This is a genomic window from Helicobacter pylori SA213A, from assembly GCF_000476275.1.
In the GTDB taxonomy this organism is placed as follows: Bacteria; Campylobacterota; Campylobacteria; order Campylobacterales; family Helicobacteraceae; genus Helicobacter; species Helicobacter pylori_CL.
Genome location: NZ_CBOM010000005.1, coordinates 23,091 through 36,882, shown reverse-complemented (window position 1 = coordinate 36,882; position 13,792 = coordinate 23,091). Strand labels below are relative to the sequence as shown.

Genomic DNA, 13,792 nt, shown 5'->3' with positions numbered 1-13,792 from the left:
CCATGAAAGATGTTTTAAACGCTCTCTATCATCAAAAAGACTTGAACGATGAAGAAGTTAAAAAGTTATTCACGCTCATTATTGATGAAAAAGTAAGCCCGGCGCAACTTGGGGCGGTTTTGTGCGCTTTAAAAATCAAGGGCGAGAGCTTTAAGGAGATTAGCGTCGCTGCAACCACGCTTTTAGAGCATGCCCCTAAGCCTTTTAATAGCGGCTTGGATTTAATAGATAATTGCGGCACAGGGGGCGATGGGTTAAAAACGATTAACATCAGCACGATTGCCACGCTCATTGCCAGCTCTATGGGGTTGCCCATGGCTAAACACGGATCAAGGAGCGTGTCCAGTCATAGCGGGAGCGCGGATTTGTTGGAAAATTTGGGCGTGAATATTGAAATGAACCCCATGCAATTAGAGAATTGCTTCAAACAAACGCATTTTGGGTTTTTATTCGCGCCTTTATACCATCAAAGTTTTAAAAAATCCGCCCCTTTAAGAAAAGAGCTTTTCACTAAAACGATTTTCAATTGCTTAGGGCCTTTAATCAACCCCTTAAGGCCAAAAATCCAGCTTTTAGGCGTGTATGACAAATCCTTGTGTAAGACTATGGCGCTAGCGTTGAAGGCTTTAGGCGTTAAAAGGGCGATGGTGGTTAATGGAGGGGGGACAGATGAAATCGTGTTGCACGATATTACGCATGCGTGTGAATTGAAAAATAACGAAATTTTAGAGTATGATTTGAGCGCTAAAGATTTTGATTTGCCCCCCTATGATTTGAAAGAATTACAGATTGAAAACGCCAAAGAAAGCGTTCAAGCGTGTTTAGATATTTTAGAAAATAAAGGCAAAAATTCGCACACGATGGTGGTTGCGGCGAATGTGGCGAGTTTGTTGTATTTAAGCCATAGGGCTAAAGATTTAAAAGAGGGCGTGGGCATGACTTTAGAACATTTAAAAACTAAAGCGCCTTATGCTCATTTACAAAAAATCATAAGGTTAAGCCATGCCTAGCGTGTTAGAAAACATCCTTAAAGACAAACTCCTAGAAGTCTCTATGCTTAAAAAAAATCACACCTTGCCCGCAAACATAACCCCTAGCGATAAGGATTTTAAAAAAGCGCTATTGGAAAAAAAGACAAGCTTTATTTTAGAGTGTAAAAAAGCATCGCCCTCCAAAGGTCTGATCAGAAAAGATTTTGACTTGTTGGAAATAACGAAAACTTATGAAAAATTTGCCTCTTGCGTTTCGGTTTTAGCCGATTCTAAACATTTTTTAGGCTCTTATGAAAACATTAAGATCGTTTCGCAGCATTCCACCAAGCCCATTTTGTGTAAAGATTTTATCATTGACGCTTTTCAGATCAAACTCGCTAGAATGATGGGGGCTAATGCGGCGCTTTTAATGTTGAGCGCGTTAGATGATAAAAATTATTTAGAGCTTTTCAACCTCGCCAAATCTTTAAACATGAGTGTGCTAACTGAAGTTTCCAACCAGCAAGAAATTGAGCGCTTGCTCAAACTCCAATACGACATTATAGGCATCAATAACAGGGATTTACACACCCTAACAACCGATATTAACCACACGCTAGAATTACGCCCCTTATTGCCTAAAGATGCGCTCGTGGTGAGTGAGTCCGGTATTTATTCGCATGCGCAAATCAAAGCCCTAGCTCCCTATGTGAATGGCTTTTTAGTGGGCAGCTCTTTAATGAAAGAAAAGGATTTGAAAAAAGCGTGTGCTAAATTGATTTTAGGCGAAAATAAAGTGTGCGGGCTTACAAGGATTAAAGACGCTAAAGCCGTTTATAAAAACCATTTTATTTATGGGGGTTTGATTTTTGAAAAATCTTCGCCCCGATACATCAAGCCTAAAGAAGCCCTAAAAATCACAAAAGCGGTTAAAAAATTGGATTTTGTGGGCGTGTTTGTGAAAGATAAGATTAAAAAAATTCAAAAAATCGCTCAAAAGCTTGATTTAAAAGTGGTGCAGCTTTATGGCTATTCGCAAAAAGAAATCGCTCAATTGAAAAAAGCGCTCCCTAAAACTTGCGCGATCTGGCAAGTAATAAGCGTGATGAACGCTAACGATTTAGCACCTAAAACTAAAGAGGCCTCTCTAATCTTATACGACACTAAAGGGGATAAAATGGGAGGCAATGGCGTGAGTTTTGATTGGGGTATTTTAGAAAATGTCAAAACGCCTTTCATGTTAGCTGGTGGGCTTAATTTGGATAATATTCAAAAAGCCTTGAAAATTAAAGCGTTGGGGTTGGATTTCAATTCGGGTTTAGAAATAAGCCCTGGGATTAAAAATAAGGATAAAATCAAGCGATTAGCCCGAATTTTAAGAGAGTATTAAATGAATAAAAAAGCGTATTTTGGGGAGTTTGGAGGGAGTTTTGTTTCAGAATTGTTAGTGCCTGCATTAAGAGAGTTAGAACAGGCGTTTGATGCGTGTTTGAAAGATGAAAAATTCCAAGAAGAATATTTTCACCTTTTAAAAGATTTTGTGGGCCGTCCTAGCCCCTTAACCCTGTGTCAAAATATCGTTTCTAACCCTAAAGTCAAGCTTTATCTAAAACGAGAGGATTTAATCCATGGCGGGGCGCACAAGACCAATCAGGCTCTAGGGCAGGCTCTTTTAGCGAAAAAAATGGGTAAAACAAGGATCATTGCTGAAACAGGCGCCGGTCAGCATGGCGTGGCGACGGCTATCGCTTGCGCGTTATTGGGTTTAAAGTGCGTGATTTTTATGGGAGCTAAAGACATCAAGCGCCAGGAAATGAATGTTTTTAGAATGCGCTTATTAGGCGCTGAAGTGAGAGAGGTTAATTCAGGGAGCGCGACGCTTAAAGACGCTGTGAATGAAGCCTTAAGAGATTGGGCGAGCAGTTACAAGGACACGCATTATTTGCTAGGCACAGCCGCCGGACCGCACCCTTACCCCACAATGGTTAAAACCTTTCAAAAAATGATAGGCGATGAGGTTAAAAGCCAGATTTTAGAAAAAGAAAACCGCTTGCCTGATTATGTTATCGCATGCGTTGGAGGGGGGTCTAACGCTATAGGGATATTCAGCGCGTTTTTAAACGATAAAGAGGTTAAACTCATAGGCGTAGAGCCGGCGGGTTTAGGGCTAGAAACCAATAAGCATGGGGCGACTTTGAATAAGGGGCGTGTGGGGATTTTGCATGGGAATAAAACCTATCTTTTACAAGATGATGAAGGCCAGATTGCAGAAAGCCATAGCATTAGCGCCGGGCTTGATTATCCAGGAGTGGGACCAGAACACAGCTATTTAAAAAAAAGTGGGCGTGCGACTTATGAAAGCGCAAGCGATCTTGAAGCGTTAGAAGCCTTCAGGTTGTTGTGCCAAAAAGAAGGCATTATCCCGGCGCTAGAAAGCTCACACGCTTTAGCGTATGCCTTAAAACTCGCTCAAAAATGCGAAGAAGAAAGCATTATTGTAGTGAATTTAAGCGGTCGGGGGGATAAGGATTTAAACACCGTTTATAACGCTTTAAAGGAGGTTTAAAATGAGGTATCAAAACATGTTTGAAACCTTAAAAAAACAAGACAAAATGGCGTTTATCCCGTTTGTAACCTTGGGCGATCCCAATTATGAATGGAGTTTTGAAATCATTAAAACCCTAATTGCTAGCGGGGTGAGCGCTTTAGAGCTAGGCTTTGCTTTCTCAGACCCTGTAGCGGATGGCGTTATTATACAAGCGAGCCATTTAAGGGCGTTAAAACACGCTAGCATGGCTAAAAATTTCCAGCTTTTAAGGGCGCTCAGAGATTACAATCCCCACATTCCCATAGGGCTTTTAGCGTATGCGAATCTCATTTTTTCTTACGGCGTTGATGGCTTTTACGCTCAAATCAAAGAATGCGGCGTGGATAGCGTTTTAATAGCGGATATGCCCCTAATAGAAAAAGAATTAGTCATCAAATCCGCTCAAAAACACCAAATCAAGCAAATCTTTATCGCCAGCCCTAATGCGAGTGATAAAGATTTAGAACAAGTCGCTACGCATTCGCAAGGCTATATCTACACTTTAGCCAGGAGTGGGGTTACAGGGGCGAGCCATACTTTAAAAAATGACGCAAGCACTATTATTAAAACCTTAAAAACCTTTAGCTCTACCCCCGCATTACTAGGCTTTGGCATTTCTAAAAAAGAACACATCACAAACGCTAAAGGCATGGGCGCTGATGGCGTGATTTGCGGCTCAGCGTTAGTCAAAATCATAGAAGAAAATTTAAACAATGAAAACGCCATGCTAGAAAAAATTAAAGGGTTTGTGGGAGGAATGATTTTTTAAGGTTTTTAGGCTTTTGTTGCGTCAAAAATTAAAGATCATAAATTAACAATCATCAGGCTTTATTGCACACACTTTATTATGGCGTTAGTGCAGAAAATACCGCCATAAGCCTAACAACAATATAAAGGCAGCCTTGTAATGTGGTTGATAGCGGCTTAAAATCGCAGGTATTTTGATAATAAAAAAGGCTAGTTTTGATATACCAAGCCATAAGCTCTTTATAATACTTTTAAAAAGAACTATTGGTTGTTTAGTCCTCTTAATCTTCGGGTTCTATGTCTATTGTGTCATCATGTTCAATTTTAGGTTTATTTTTTGTGGTAAATAACCATTGTTGTAACAAATTTCTAGAATTTCTCTTTCAACTTGAAATCCTTTTTCCATGAGTTTCTTTTCTTCTTCAAGAGATTTTCGTTCTCTTTTAAAAGATTCTCGTTCTTTCTTTCTTGATTTTTCTTCTATTTCAGCCTGGATTTCCTTTTCTGCAAGTTGTTTTTTTCTTATATCATTCAGCTCATCTACCTCTTGTGTTATGAGAGCTTTCATGCTTGCCGTTTGAAGATCTCCATGGGTTTTTTTCATTTCGTGAGTGAGATGAGAAGCGTTTTTGTTGTTATTTTTGTTGTTATCCATTAAAATCCTTTACGATTAATTTAAAACTTTTCATTATAATAGGCTTAGGCTTAGCTTAAATAGCGTTCAATTTTTGGATAACTAGGGGGCTTACTCACAAATCTTTTTAGAAAGACATGGCTGTTAGCTTTAAGTTATTTTGATCTTTTTTAAAACTTAAAGCGTTTATTAAGCCAAATAAGGCTTAATTGGTATTGACTGGTTTAGAGCCTTATTTCTCTAACAAACTGAGCAACGCCCTTTTATATTCTAATGCCGTTTTTTCATCTTTGCCTTCAAAGCGAGTGACTAAATAGGGCGTGGTGTTGCTTGCGCGAATAAGCCCAAAACCATGTTCAAAAACCACTCTCACGCCATCAATGCTGATTATTTCTTTGATTTTAGGGAAATGACTTGGCGGGTTTTTAAGTGCTTTTTGTAGGTTATGAATGATTTCAAATTTTTCTTCTTCGCTCACGGCGATTTTTTCTTCAGGCGTGGTGTAGGAATAGGGGAGGTTTTTAATGGTGTTTTCCAAATCGCTTGGACTTTGTTCAAGCAATAATTCTAAAGCCCTTAAGCATGCATAAAGAGCGTCATCATAGCCAAAATAGCGCTCTTTAAAAAAGATATGCCCGCTCATTTCAGCCGCAAAATGCGCATGGGTTTCTTTGAGCTTGATTTTTAAATTGCTATGCCCGGTTTTATACATGAGCGTTTTACCAAAAGTATTAATCGTGTTATACATCACTTGAGAGCATTTGACTTCGCCGATCACAAAGGGGGTGATGCCTTGAGCATGCAAGCGTTTAGCGAATAAAATCGCTAATTCATCGCCCGCATAAATATGATGAGAGCTTAACATCGCAATCCTATCTGCATCGCCATCAAAAGCAAAGCCTATCAAAATAGCGTTTTCTTGCATGTGTTTTTCTAAATCTTTTAAGTTTTTCGCTTCGCTGGGGTCTGGGTGGTGGTTAGGGAAGTTCCCATCAGGATCGCTATAAAGGCTGCTAAAATCAATGTTTAAAGCCTTTAAAATAGGTTCTAAGCCTAACGCTCCCACGCCATTACCAAAATCCAGGGCGATTTTGTATTTAAGGTTTTTCAAATGCTGAAAATCCTTGATCAAATAGCGCTGATACGCTTCTAGGGCATTGACTTTCTCTGGTGTTTCTTTTAGGGGTTTTATTTCATGCTTGGCGTTTAAAAGCGTGTCTTTTAAAGCCTGAATGTCCTTGCCATAAAACGGGTTTTGGTTGAGCGTGATTTTAAAGCCGTTGTATTCTTTGGGGTTGTGAGAGCCAGTGATCATGATGGAATTAGGGCATTGAATGCCATTGATTTCATTAAAGGCCGCAAAATACGCTACCGGTGTGGGGATTAGCCCTAAATCATACACTTTCAAGCCGCTTGATTGCAGCCCCGCGCTCAAAGCTTCAAACAAAAAGCGCCCATGCACCCTGGCGTCATGCCCTACAAACACGCTTTTATCGCATGCTCGCATGATTTTCCCCAACTCCACGCCGATACTAAAAGCCGTATTTCCATCTAAAGTGGTGGGGTAAATGCCTCTAATATCGTATTCTCTAAAAATGCTAATGTCCATGTCATGACTCCTTGTTTTTGAATAAATTTAAACCCTGTTCGCATAAATTCTGCCATGCGTTTGTTTGATCTTTTTGTTTTAACTGAACGCATTTTTCTAAACTGGCTTTGGATTTTGCTTTTTGATTGGTTAAATCCAATAAGCTGGATTGCAAGTATAAGGCTTTTTGGTGATCTTCTAAAGAAAGCCTGCGGTTTAAGAGTTTGTCTAGCGTTTCTAACGCTTTTGAATAATCTTTGGTGGTTCTGTAAGCGTCAATAAGGGCAAATTCACTAAAGGGCGTGTAAGAATAGTCCTTGTAAGCGTCTTGGAGTTTGAGTAAGCTTGTGGCATAAATTTTGACGCTTTTAGGGTCTTTTTCATTCTCTAGTAATTTAAAATAAACCAACGCCATGCGTTTATCGTCTTTGAAATGCTTTTCTAAAAACGCATACAAATTGAGGGCCAATCCTTTTTCATTGTTTTGCATGTAATCTGAAAATAACACAAAAGCAATATCATAAAACTCTTTTTTATTTAAGTTTTGAGCGAGGATCAGGGCGTCTTTAGAAGCCAGAGTGGAATTTTTAAAATCCCCTAAGCGGTAGTAATTACGCCCCAAACGATAAAGCCATATTAATTTTTCGCTAGGGGTTTTAGCTGTTTTTAAAGCGTTTAGGGCAATAATTTGCGCTTTTTCTTTGAGCGATGCGAAATACAAGCAATCAAAGGCTTGGATTTCTTCTTGGGGGTTAAATTCAAAGGCGGTGATTTGGGATAAGTATTTTAAAGCTTCTTCGCAACGATGGTTCTCTAATGGGGTTTTAGCAAGGACATTGAGCGTTTTTTGGATCAAGAGAGAATCTTTGGGCAAATTTTTTTGCATGCCTAAAACTTCAGCATAGCGCTTATTGTCAAACAAGAGTTGGGCTTTCAACTCTAAAGCTTTTTGGGCTTCATTAGAATTAGGGAAATTTTGAATGATTTTATCGTAGTGAGCGATTTTTTCTTGCGTGTTCCCTTCCATGGAAAAAAGGGCTTTTTCATCGCGCGCTCTAACGACAGAGGCTTTATCCAATTCCGCATGGTCTTGCAAATATTGCAGATTGTAAAGGTGGGCGTTCTTAAAATCCTTGATCCTTGCATACAACGCCCCTAAATCATAGAGCGCTTGCTCTTTAGCTTTTACGTCATCATCTTGATTGAGGAGCAATTGAGCGATCTCAATCGCGCTTTCATTCATCTGGTTTTTTTTCAATAACTTGAGCAATTCTAGGGCTGATTCGCTGTGTTGAGAAATATAATCAGGGTTGGATTGGACCACTTTATCAATGAGGTATTTAGCGTTATTAAAGTTTTGATAGTTTATCTCTGCTTCAGCCCAATTAAGCGCGATTTCACTCGCGCTCTCTTTGTCTTTGGCGTTAGAAAAAGCTTCTTTAAAAAGCATGTTAGCGCTGCTCAAATCAGAAGCTTCAGCCGCTTCAATGGCTAAACGCATTTGGGCTAAGGGGGCGTAGCGGGAGTTTTTGTATTCTAAAAGGATTCGTTTGTAATAGCGCATGGCCTGTTTGTAATTGTTGTTTTCATCTAAAGCTTTGGCGACATAGTATAACGCTTCAGGGATATTGGGGTCAGTCGGGTAATTTTTAATCCATTGGGTGCCAATATCTATGAGTAAGGATTTTTTAATGCCTAATTTACCCAATGCGATAATTTCTAATAAATACAAGTCTTTTTTAAAAATCGTTTGAGGGTAGTTTTTAAACGCGCGGCTGATCGTGCGTAAAGCGTCAAAATAGGCTTGCGAATCCATTTGTTTTTTAGCCTCTAAATAAGCGTTTAAGTCATAGCCCTTTGTGGTGAGTAGGGGTTTGTTATTCACATCCAGTTCTTGAATGATAGGGGTTTGAGCGTCTTTAATGACAATGGGGAAATTCAAGCCTTTTTGAGCGTTGTCTTTTTCGCTCAAAAAAGGGATATCTTGATCATAGCCTATGATTTGCCACGTTTTGGCTTTAGGATCGTTTTCCACAAAAAGGGGGATCGCTTTTTTATAATCCCTATCAAAAGAAAAAAGGGTGAGTCTTCGCATCACTTTGGGTTTGATGTGTAAAATGAATTGTTGTTGGCGCATAGAATAGGTGATATTGAAAAAAGCGTTTTCTAAAGGGGTAAAACCCTCCTTAGGGATGGAGTCTATCACGCATTCTATGGGGCGTTTAGCGTGTATAATGGATAGAGAGGCTTCAATCCCGCTTGGCGGTTTTTCATTGGTATAAAAACAAGAAAATGCCTTATTGTGTCGTAAGGTTAAAACCGAAAAATCTTCCCCCCCTTCTTTGCCTTGCGTGAGCGTGAGACTTAAGGCGTTGAGCGAATGGGAGAGCAAGCCCATTAAAAGAAAGATTTTTGACTTAAGCCACAAACTCTAAAAGCCCTCGCATCATAAACACAGAGAACAAGCACGTTAACGCCATAGCAATAATGACCGCATAAATGGGCATGGTAGCGTTTTGGGTGTAAATATCGCTTTGAGCGTAACCTTGGGTTTGTAAGGGCTTATTGAAAAACATTGCTACGAGCCAACGGAAATAATAAAACGCAGCCACCGCGCTATTAACTAACATCACCACCGCTAAAAGAATGTGATTGCTCTCTAAAGCGCTTTCAACGGCTAAAAATTTCCCCCAGAACACGCTAAAAGGCGGGATCCCTGCAAGCCCAAAAACAAAAATAGCGCCCAAGATCGCCACTAAAGGGTGGGTTTTGATAAGGCCGTTGAATTTGGAATAAGGGTGATCGTAGCGTTCATCCCATGTTTTTTCCCGGCTTTTTAAGAGCCATAAAAGGCCAAAAGCCCCAATGTAAGTGAAGGCGAACATGAACCAATAAACAAACATCGCCTGTTGGCTATCTTCAGTGTGGATAAACACGCACGCTAAAGCGAACCCAGAATGCGAAATGGAACTGTAAGCGAGCATTCTTTTGACATCTTCTTGCCATAAAGCAATGAAATTAGGGATGGTGATAGTCATAAGGATCAAAACATAAAAAATGTCTTCTACCCAAGCGATGCGAGTGTCTATAAACGCCCCAAAAAGGCGAGTCGCTACCACAAAGCCAGCGATTTTAGGCACAATGGAAATATAGCTCGCAAAGACCGGGTTATTGCCCTCATACACATCAGGCATCCAGGTATGGAAAGGCACTAAAGAAACCTTAAAGCCAATCGCTCCAATCAAAAAAATAGCGCCCATCGCAAAGAGCATGGGGTTTGTAACGCCCTCGGTGTGCAAGTATAGGGTAATGACTTCAAGATTCAAGCTCCCTGTGAGCAAGTAAAAAGCCATAGCCCCCATAGCAAAAAACGCACTCGCCATCGCCCCCATAGTGAAATATTTGATCCCTGCTTCCAAGCCGTAGCGTTTATCGCTCAACGCCATTAACACACAAAGGGGTAAGGACGCTGTTTCTAACCCAATAAGGATTAACAATAAATGGTTGCTTGAAACCATGAACTGAAAGCCAGCGACAATAAACAAGTATAAGGAATAAAATTCAGCGGTTTGAAATTCGTTGAAGCGCTCTTTTGAAAGGGCTAAGAAAATGAGCAAAAAGGCTGAAATCAAGACAATGCTTTGAGAGATGAGCGAGAGCGTATCCAAGCTCAAAAACCCAAAAAAGGCGTTTTCTTGCTCTTCTAACCCTAAAACCACTAAAAAATCCAAAACCAAAAAGAGCATGCATAAAAACACATTCAAATTGCGTGAAAACCTGGAAGTGAAAGCGTTGATTAAGAGCGTGAAAATCCCCCCACACACCAACACCAGCATGGGTAAAATGCTCTCAAAACTAAAGCTATCAAAAGAGATATGGAGACTATCTATTAACATAAGAGACCTCTTTTATCTTAGTGTCCAATGAACCTAAAAAAGGGAGCGAGCGGATTTCTATCACCTCTAAAAGCTGCTTAGAGCCTTGCTCAATCGGTTTTAAAAGCACTTTAGGATAAATCCCTAAAATTAAGATCAAAGCTAAAATCACGCTTAAAACCCCTACCTCACGAGCGTTCAAATCTTCAAACACGCTGATTTGATTGTTCCCAGCTTTCAAATTACCAAAGAAGACATCTTTATATGAAGTGAGCATGTAAACCGCTGACAGAATGATGCTTGTCCCGGCAATGATAGCCAAAAGAGGGTAAGTGGCAAAAAACCCTAACAAGCTTAAAAACTCTCCCACAAAACCAATGCTTAAAGGCATGCCCACATTCGCCATTAAAACGATCATAAAAAAGGCTGCAAAAACAGGAGCGCTTTTAGCGATCGATCCAAAGCGAGCGATTTCTAAACTGCTAGCACGCTCTTCTAAGATACCAGCGAGCAAAAACAATCCCATGACGATAATACCATGCGCAAACATCATAAACACCGCCCCTGAAACCCCCTCAACATTGAAAGAAAAAACCCCAAGCACCACGACTCCCATGTGCGAGAACGAGCTATAAGCGATGAGGGTTTTTAAATCTTTTTGAGCGTAGGCTAGAAAACCTCCATAAATGATCATGCATAGCGCCACAATGGCTATGGGGGTTAAATAAATTTCTGAAAGCTCAGGAAAAAGCGGGAGTAAGAAGCGTAATAAAGCGTAAGTCCCCATTTTAGAAAGCAAGGCCGAAAGCATGACAGAGCCTAAAGTAGGAGCGTTAGAATACGCATAAGGCAGCCATGTGTGTAAGGGAAAGAGTGGGATTTTAACCGCAATCCCTATTAAGAAAGCCACAAAGAGCCAGGTTTTAACCCCGCTAGAAAAGTTCAATTGATACCAGTCTAAAATATCAAAACTCATCATGCCGTAATTGCTAGCGTAGTAATACCCAATGTATAAAATGCCTAAAAGCATGCATAACGACGCTAAAAAGGTGTAGAGGAAAAACTTCATGCCCGAATAGATTTTGTTATTGCGCCCAAAGCGACCGATGAGATATAAAACCGGCAAGAGCGAGATTTCCCAAAAAGCGTAGAAAAAGATCATATTGAGAGAAGAAAACACGCCCATCAAAATCCCCTCTAACAACAAAAGACAGATCGCAAAGTCTTTACGACGCTCTTTGACATAAATCACGGACAATAACACCACGATAGCGTTTAAGAGCAGCAAAAAGAGCGCGATGCCATCAACGCCCACATGGTAATTCACGCCAATTTGATAGACTAATTCCTTCATTTCTTCAAACTGCATGCCTGCTGTTTGAATATCAAACCCATGCCACAACAACAAGATTAATAACAATTCAATCAAAGCGATGACAATCGCATACGCCCTGCTCGCTTGATCGCTCATAAAGAACGCTAATAGCGCGCTCAGCATGGGGAAAAAGATCACCACACTTAAAAGATGCGCATGTAAAAACTGCATTTCTTATCTCCCAAAAAAAGCTACAAACGCTAACAAGATTAAAACCCCAGCCACCATGAAGCGCAGCATGGAGGTTAAATTCCCATCTTGACTGATCCTAAACACACGTCCTATAACAAAAACGCTTCTTCCTATGGTATCCACTATCGCATCAATGATCCTTAATTCCACGACCTGGTGCAAGAATGAAGCGATGGCGCTAAAAACTTTTGCAATCCCTTGATAGAGTTGCGGGATATAGTATTGGTTGAGCAAGAGCTTGTATAAAAAACCCCCCTCTTTTTTGGAAGTGATACCATTTTTATATTTAAATATGGCATAAGCAATACTCAATAACACCACTATGGTGGTGATACTGATTAAAAGAGCGAGCGGGACAGGATACTCTCCAACGCTAGGGATCACTTGAGAGATGAAATGAAAAAACGGCTCTTCAAAAAAACCGGCAATGACCGCTAAAACCCCTAAGGGTAGCATGCTTAAAAGCATGAAATTTTTAGCTTCATGGGGGTGGTTGATTTCGTGTTGTTTGGGGGCAAAGAATACTAGCATGATGAGCCTGAAGCTATAAAAAGCGGTAAAGATCGCCCCAATTAGAAGAACAAACCATAAAATGTGGTGGTGCATCCCAAAAGCCACTTCTAAAATCTTGTCTTTAGAAAAGTATCCTGCGAAAGGGTAGATCCCGCACAAAGCCACTGAACCTATAATCATAAAGATCGCTGTGATTTTCATAGGCTTGTATAAAGCGCCCATTTTAGTAATATCCAGATTGTCTTCCATCGCATGCATGACATTGCCTGATCCTAAGAAAAGGAGGGATTTGAAAAACGCATGCGTGAAGAGGTGGAAAAGTGCGATCGCATAAGCCCCAAGACCGGCCGCTACAAACATATAGCCTAATTGAGAAAGCGTGGAATAAGCCACAATGCGTTTTAAATCTTTATTGACTAAGGCCATGCTCGCTCCAAAAAGAGCCACAAACGCCCCTAAACATGCGATGAAATAACCCACTTCAAACACCGCGCTATACAAAGGATTGGCTCTAATGACCAGATACACCCCAGCGGTTACCATCGTCGCTGCATGGATGAGGGCGGATACAGGGGTAGGCCCCTCCATAGCGTTGGCTAACCATGTGTGCATAGGGAATTGAGCACTCTTGCCCATAGCGCCAATGAAAAGAAACACGCTAATGTAAAAGAGCATGGGATAATCGGCATTATTGAGCATGCTAAAGACTTCTTTATACTGGAGGGTGCCAAAATTCCAAAAGATCAAAATAATCCCCATGAGCATGCCTAAATCCGTGATTCGATTCATCACAAAGGCTTCAATAGAAGCGTTGTTCGCGCTTGCTTTATGATACCAAAAGCCAATGAGCAAGTAAGAGCATAGCCCCACCCCTTCCCAGCCAATGAAAAGCCCTAAAAAATTATCGCTCAACACCAACACCAGCATGGAAAACACAAAGCCGCTGAGGTAGGAAAAATAGCGGTTAAACCCTTCATCATGCTCCATATAGCCTATAGAATACACATGCACTAAAAAAGAAACTAAAGTTACCACGACAATCATGACCGCATTGATATTGTCCAGCATGAGAGAAAAGCCGACTTTAAAATTCCCCACCACGATCCAGTCAAATAAATATTTTTCATAGCTTTGATGGTGCCAGGCTTGAATGAAAAGAACCACCGCACCAATGAAAGAAACCAGCACGCACAAAGAATTGAAAACGCCCACATGCAACGCTTTAGCTTTAGCCCCAAACAGCCCCGCATAAATCGCGCTGATTAAAGGCAAAAACAACACCACTGACAGCAAAGAAGGATACTGCATGC

9 protein-coding genes and 1 pseudogene are annotated in these 13,792 nt (G+C 40.6%); 4 read left to right on the top strand and 6 right to left on the bottom strand.

Going from position 1 to position 13,792, the window contains the following annotated elements:
• Window positions 1-2: 2 nt before the first annotated feature.
• From trpD to trpA, 4 genes are read left to right on the top strand one after another with little or no spacing between them, the layout of a single operon-like run.
• Window positions 3-1,010, top strand: a complete 1,008-nt coding sequence (gene trpD / locus QT74_RS02900; RefSeq protein ID WP_033764517.1) for an anthranilate phosphoribosyltransferase — start codon at window positions 3-5, stop codon at window positions 1,008-1,010.
• On the top strand, window positions 1,003-2,361 hold the full coding sequence (gene trpCF, locus QT74_RS02895; RefSeq protein ID WP_033764515.1) for a bifunctional indole-3-glycerol-phosphate synthase TrpC/phosphoribosylanthranilate isomerase TrpF: 1,359 nt from the start codon (window positions 1,003-1,005) through the stop codon (window positions 2,359-2,361). Before trpD ends, trpCF begins: the two co-directional genes overlap by 8 nt.
• Window positions 2,362-3,537: a tryptophan synthase subunit beta gene (trpB, locus tag QT74_RS02890; protein WP_033764513.1), complete on the top strand. Its 1,176-nt coding sequence runs from the start codon at window positions 2,362-2,364 to the stop codon at window positions 3,535-3,537. It begins immediately after the preceding gene.
• Between the two features lies 1 nt (window position 3,538).
• Window positions 3,539-4,327 (top strand): tryptophan synthase subunit alpha, encoded by a 789-nt coding sequence (trpA, locus tag QT74_RS02885; protein ID WP_033764511.1) that lies wholly within the window; start codon window positions 3,539-3,541, stop codon window positions 4,325-4,327.
• Window positions 4,328-4,586: 259 nt separating this feature from the next.
• On the opposite strand, the pseudogene QT74_RS02880 reads toward trpA, so the two are convergent.
• The 6 genes and pseudogenes from QT74_RS02880 to nuoL form a co-directional block, all read right to left on the bottom strand.
• Window positions 4,587-4,960: pseudogene (locus tag QT74_RS02880) on the bottom strand (hypothetical protein).
• 211 nt (window positions 4,961-5,171) lie between these two features.
• Window positions 5,172-6,548, bottom strand: a complete 1,377-nt coding sequence (locus tag QT74_RS02875; RefSeq protein WP_033764507.1) for a phosphomannomutase/phosphoglucomutase — start codon at window positions 6,546-6,548, stop codon at window positions 5,172-5,174.
• Between the two features lies 1 nt (window position 6,549).
• Window positions 6,550-8,955 (bottom strand): DUF7494 domain-containing protein, encoded by a 2,406-nt coding sequence (locus QT74_RS02870; protein ID WP_080247156.1) that lies wholly within the window; start codon window positions 8,953-8,955, stop codon window positions 6,550-6,552.
• Window positions 8,945-10,423: an NADH-quinone oxidoreductase subunit NuoN gene (gene nuoN / locus QT74_RS02865; RefSeq protein WP_033764506.1), complete on the bottom strand. Its 1,479-nt coding sequence runs from the start codon at window positions 10,421-10,423 to the stop codon at window positions 8,945-8,947. The genes QT74_RS02870 and nuoN overlap by 11 nt, the downstream gene beginning before the upstream one ends.
• Entirely contained in the window at window positions 10,410-11,948 is a 1,539-nt protein-coding gene (locus tag QT74_RS02860; protein WP_033764505.1) for an NADH-quinone oxidoreductase subunit M, read from the bottom strand. The genes nuoN and QT74_RS02860 overlap by 14 nt, the downstream gene beginning before the upstream one ends.
• A gap of 3 nt (window positions 11,949-11,951) precedes the next feature.
• On the bottom strand, window positions 11,952-13,790 hold the full coding sequence (nuoL, locus tag QT74_RS02855; protein WP_033764503.1) for an NADH-quinone oxidoreductase subunit L: 1,839 nt from the start codon (window positions 13,788-13,790) through the stop codon (window positions 11,952-11,954).
• Window positions 13,791-13,792: the final 2 nt, after the last annotated feature.

Coding starts and splice junctions, on each gene's coding strand:
- trpB (WP_033764513.1), top strand. CDS start 2,362: ATGAATAAAAAAGCGTATTTTGGGGAGTTTGGAGGGAGTTTTGTTTCA.
- QT74_RS02875 (WP_033764507.1), bottom strand. CDS start 6,548: ATGGACATTAGCATTTTTAGAGAATACGATATTAGAGGCATTTACCCC.
- QT74_RS02860 (WP_033764505.1), bottom strand. CDS start 11,948: ATGCAGTTTTTACATGCGCATCTTTTAAGTGTGGTGATCTTTTTCCCC.
- trpD (WP_033764517.1), top strand. CDS start 3: ATGAAAGATGTTTTAAACGCTCTCTATCATCAAAAAGACTTGAACGAT.
- trpCF (WP_033764515.1), top strand. CDS start 1,003: ATGCCTAGCGTGTTAGAAAACATCCTTAAAGACAAACTCCTAGAAGTC.
- nuoL (WP_033764503.1), bottom strand. CDS start 13,790: ATGCAGTATCCTTCTTTGCTGTCAGTGGTGTTGTTTTTGCCTTTAATC.
- trpA (WP_033764511.1), top strand. CDS start 3,539: ATGAGGTATCAAAACATGTTTGAAACCTTAAAAAAACAAGACAAAATG.
- nuoN (WP_033764506.1), bottom strand. CDS start 10,423: ATGTTAATAGATAGTCTCCATATCTCTTTTGATAGCTTTAGTTTTGAG.